The sequence below is a fragment of the Marinococcus sp. LNHM5E3-2.1 genome (assembly GCF_056034365.1).
This window is the reverse complement of sequence record NZ_JBQLIB010000031.1, coordinates 1-1,670: the sequence shown is the minus strand read 5'-3', so window position 1 is coordinate 1,670 and position 1,670 is coordinate 1. Positions and strand designations below refer to the sequence as shown.

The following is a 1,670-nucleotide window of genomic DNA, read 5'->3' as shown; positions in this document are numbered from 1 at the left end:
ACCAGCCAAAAAAGAACGTGGATCGAACGATCCACGAACAAACATGACGCTTTTATTTTGTTTCTCAACAATCTGAAGAGCAAGCAGTTTTGAACTGCTTGCTCTTTCATTCGAAGTCCGGTTACATTGACGACCTTCTAAATATCTATTCTTTATAATTTTGGCTCTGAAATATTAACATTATTACAGAGAGCCCTGATAAGAGTAGTATATTCAACTTCCAAATCACGTTTATCTACTTGAGAACTATTAATAGAACTCTTAAAAATATCACATTTCTCTTTTACTTTTTTATCATCGGAAAATAACCATTCTGTTTTTATAATAAGAGATTGGAACGTAGATCCGTAATATTGATTTAAATCAATTCCTTGGTAATAATTTTTCACTTGCTTTCGACTACCAATCCATTCAACTATCAAAGAAAGTTTCGATTGTCTTCTGTCCCGCTTTTCTTGGTATTTATTCTTCAGCCAATAACCAATCACAGAACCAATTACTCCTATAAAAACACCAAGAACGACAGACATAATTACTCCCATTATTTATTCCTCCCCAGTAAAATTCTCTTCTTCAACAAGTTGGTTATTTACTTCTTTGCGCTCTTCCTTAGTAAGCAATCGCTTTTCATCTTCAACATAGTTCCTATGTCCCCAACTATATAACAACGCATATATGTATTCCGTTGGATCTTGTTCTTTATAGTGCTCAAGTTCACCGTCTTTAAACAATCCAATGCTTTTTGTATAAATCATATAGCTGCTCGTTATATGTCATTGTTTTTTTATCCTCCCTACCATTACTCCTGTAAGACTACCTATGTTTCATTTTAGCGTAAATAGTTGACCTGGGCACACCAGTAAGTTTAACGATATCGTTCACACTCATATTATTCGTTTCTCGTTTTTGAAATAATTTCAATGCTTGCTGGACAGCTTTATCCGATTGCCCCGGTCTTCCCATGTGCTTCCCCTGAGCTTTCGCGCGTTCTCGTCCTTCCGAGGTGCGCTCCCGGATCAGGTCGGCTTCAAACTGCGCAAAGCTCCCCAGTACATTAAACAACAGCGTCTGCATGCTATTCGTATCCTCTCCAGCATGAAACTCCATGTTATCTTTCAAAAATAAAACGGAAATGCCTTCCGCCGCCAATTCATGAACGATATTGTTTAAATCAATAATGGAACGGGCCAGACGATCAATTTTTGTCACGACCAGGGTATCGCCCGGCCGGGCGTACCGAATGGCTTCCTGTAATTGCTCCCGTTCGATCGTCGTTGTACCCGTCACTTTCTCGGTAAAAATGCGATGGCAGCCGGCTTCTTCTAATAATTGCTGCTGGGAGCTGAAATCCTGGTGAAAGGTGGATACGCGTGCGTAGCCAATACGTTGGGTCATGGGTGTCCCTCCAAAATGTCTAAAAGTCTGCAATCTATTGTACTTCTTATTATAGACGAACTTTTAGACGGAAAACACCCCATTTTTATAGTTAAAAATGGGGTGTTCGGAGTAATGTCCAGAAGTTAAGGGTTTTAGATGCACGGAGTATGAGATCACGAATAGATGAACTGAATACGAAAAAGATGCAGGGAGAACTAGACGAGAATATTTGTCCTTTGAGGAAAAGCTCCACGTATTAGAGAAAAATAGCGAAGGCCGCATAGATGAGGAGA

At 39.4% G+C, this 1,670-nt stretch carries 3 protein-coding genes; all 3 read right to left on the bottom strand.

What is annotated here, in order from left to right:
* Window positions 1-152: 152 nt before the first annotated feature.
* From ACTRXH_RS15990 to ACTRXH_RS15980, 3 genes are read right to left on the bottom strand one after another with little or no spacing between them, the layout of a single operon-like run.
* Window positions 153-542, bottom strand: a complete 390-nt coding sequence (locus tag ACTRXH_RS15990) for a hypothetical protein (RefSeq protein ID WP_474283031.1) — start codon at window positions 540-542, stop codon at window positions 153-155.
* Between the two features lie 3 nt (window positions 543-545).
* Window positions 546-755 carry a hypothetical protein gene (locus ACTRXH_RS15985; RefSeq protein ID WP_474283029.1) on the bottom strand — a complete coding sequence of 70 codons (210 nt, stop codon included), beginning with the start codon at window positions 753-755 and terminating at the stop codon, window positions 546-548.
* 58 nt (window positions 756-813) lie between these two features.
* Window positions 814-1,395, bottom strand: coding sequence for a recombinase family protein (locus tag ACTRXH_RS15980; RefSeq protein WP_474283027.1), 582 nt, complete (start codon window positions 1,393-1,395; stop codon window positions 814-816).
* Window positions 1,396-1,670: the final 275 nt, after the last annotated feature.